Genomic DNA, 2,438 nt, shown 5'->3' on the forward strand with positions numbered 1-2,438 from the left:
GCGTTGGCGCTACCAAGGCGCACAATGGCCGATGATCCTCAGTGGTGAGCAGTCGGCCCTCGCCGGCGGCTTCATGATCAGCCGATCCCTCGGCACGGCTGCGCCGACGATTCTGGACATCGCCCCTTATGCCGGGTTCGGCGCGTTTTACTTTCTGCTTTCCGCAATTTGGCTTGTCGTAGCAGCCTATCGCAAGGCAAACGCCTAGGTGCTGCCCGATCCGGCGGCGGCAAGGTGAAAGTCATCTGCCGCCGTCGAAAGGGCAAGCATCGCTCACTCTTTGCCGCATCGGCTGCCGTTCTGGTTCAAAGACGCGTAGCGTCCTGCTCAGGGGCGCGACCGCTGCCTTAGATCAGCGTCTCGGCGAACAACGTCGTCAGCCGCTTCCAATGGCGTTCGGCACCCGCGGCGTTGAAAACGCTATGATCGGGCACGCACCAGCCATGCGCCATCCCGGCATAGTTCTCGATGACATGGTCGACTTCCGCAACCCGCAACGCTTCCTCCAATCGCATCGATTGTTCCGGCGGGAAACTTCTGTCGACACCCGACATGCCGACATAGACGCGCGCCTTGATGGAGGCTGCCTTGCGATGCGGGCTGTCGGCGGCGTCGCTGGCCAGATTGCCGCCATGGAAGCTTGCGGCCGCCCTTATCCTGTCGGGATAGTTAGCGGCGGCGTTCAACGCCCGGCCGCCACCCATGCAATAGCCGACGGTGCCGATCGGCCCGGTGATGCCCTCGGCAGCAAGCGCGTCGAGGAACGCACCGCTGTCGCTGATGGTCATCTCCTGTGTCGTGCCGGTGACCAGCGCCATCAGCGGGATTTTGGTCTTTTCCTCGGCGAAGGCGGTCTTGGCGTCGAACGGCCCGTAGGGCGCATTGCGGTAGAATAGGTCGGGCACCAGCACCGCATAGCCTTCATTCGCGAGCCGCTCGGCCATACCGTCGAGCGCCGGCCGCGGACCGAAGGCGTCCTGATAGAGAATGACGCCGGCCTTGGCAGGAGATGCGTTTGCCGAGTGGAAAAGCCCGGCATTGGCAACACCATCCCTGGTCTTGATCTGAATGTCGTGTTTCGTCATCGCCCGCTCCGTTCGACTGATGCGCGATACATATCCGCGCAAGGCCATACGGCAAGGCATTCCCGGGGCGTGGCAGTCAACATTTCGTGCAGGATTGCGGACGCTATTGCTCGCCCTCGCGCACGGTCCGCGCGCCGACATGCAGCGCACGGCCGGCACCGAGCCCCATGATGGCTACGCCAAGCCCGAGCGCGACGAACAGGAACGCCGTTCCCGAGAAACTGCCGGTCCAGTCGCGGATCAGGCCCACCAGCAGCGGACCGAATGCCGCCAGCACATAGCCGACGCCTTGCGCCATGCCTGAAAGATGCGCGGCGACATGCGAATCCGGCGAACGCAGCACGATCAAGCTCATGGCAGCCGCGATAAGGCCACCTTGCCCGATGCCTTGCAGGACCGCCCAGAACAGCATCGTCGAGGTCGGCGCAAAGAGAATGCCGAGCAGCGCGACCACCGCCGTGGCAACGAGCGCCACATTGATGCCGCGCTGGTCCTTCAGCCGCATCGCAAAGGATGGCACGGCGAGGCAGGTGATGACCTGCGCCATCACTGACACCGAAACCATGGCGCCAGCGGTGGCCGCATCGAAGCCACGCTCGCGCAGGATCGGCGCCAGCCAGCCGAAGATGCAATAGGCGAGCGCCGACTGCAGCCCCATGAACAGCGTCACCTGCCAGGCCAGGCGATCGCGCCAAAGCCCGACGACGCGAAAGCCTTGATGGCTCACTTGCCGCCGGCTGCCCAGCGCCTGCGGAATCCAGATCAGCAACACAATCAGGGTCGGCACCGCCCAGGCAGCAAGTGCTCCGGACCATGAACCGGTGACAAAATGCTCGATCGGCAGCGTGAAGCCGGCGGCGGCGGCCGAGCCGGCGCAGAGCGCCATGGTGTAGAGCCCGGTCATGACGGCGGCCCTGTCGGCGAAATCGCGCTTCACCAGGCCCGGCAGCAGCACATTGCCGATGGCAATGGCGCCGCCGGCCAGGAAAGTCGCGACAAACAGCAGAGGAACCGTACCGAACCAGCGCAGGCCGGTTCCCAGCACCAGCAAGGCGAGCGCCCCGAGCAAAGTGCGCTCGGCTCCATAGCGCTGCGCAAGCCTTGGCGCGAAGGGCGCGAACAGGCCGAGGCACAGGACGGGCAGCGTCGTCAGCAGGCTGGCGCCCGTTGTCGACAGCCCGGTTGCCTGCATCACCTCGGGCAACAGCACCGACAGGCTCGAAAACAGCGGCCGCAGACTGAAGGCGATCAGCACAAGGCTCGCGCCAAGCACGATGCGCGCCGCACGGCTGCGCAGTTCAGGCGGCTGCGGCATGGGCAGGCTGTCGGCCTCGGCACCGATGAGTTCCAGAC

General features: G+C 65.1%; 2 protein-coding genes and 1 pseudogene. 1 reads left to right on the forward strand and 2 read right to left on the reverse strand.

The window, feature by feature from the left end:
* Positions 1-208, forward strand: a pseudogene (locus EN893_RS29185) (DUF308 domain-containing protein); the annotation flags it as partial.
* A gap of 139 nt (positions 209-347) precedes the next feature.
* Here the strand turns inward: EN893_RS29185 and EN893_RS29190 are convergent.
* On the reverse strand, positions 348-1,085 hold the full coding sequence (locus EN893_RS29190) for a dienelactone hydrolase family protein (protein WP_127267737.1): 738 nt from the start codon (positions 1,083-1,085) through the stop codon (positions 348-350).
* A gap of 103 nt (positions 1,086-1,188) precedes the next feature.
* A complete protein-coding gene (locus EN893_RS29195; RefSeq protein WP_128361991.1) occupies positions 1,189-2,436 on the reverse strand; it encodes an MFS transporter in 1,248 nt (415 codons plus the stop codon).
* Between the last annotated feature and the right edge of the window lie 2 nt (positions 2,437-2,438).

The organism is Mesorhizobium sp. M7A.F.Ca.CA.004.04.2.1 (assembly GCF_004022825.1).
Lineage (GTDB): Bacteria > Pseudomonadota > Alphaproteobacteria > Rhizobiales > Rhizobiaceae > Mesorhizobium.

Bases quoted from the DNA above. Each gene is read 5' to 3' on its own strand.
- EN893_RS29190 (WP_127267737.1), bottom strand. From the start codon at position 1,085: ATGACGAAACACGACATTCAGATCAAGACCAGGGATGGTGTTGCCAAT.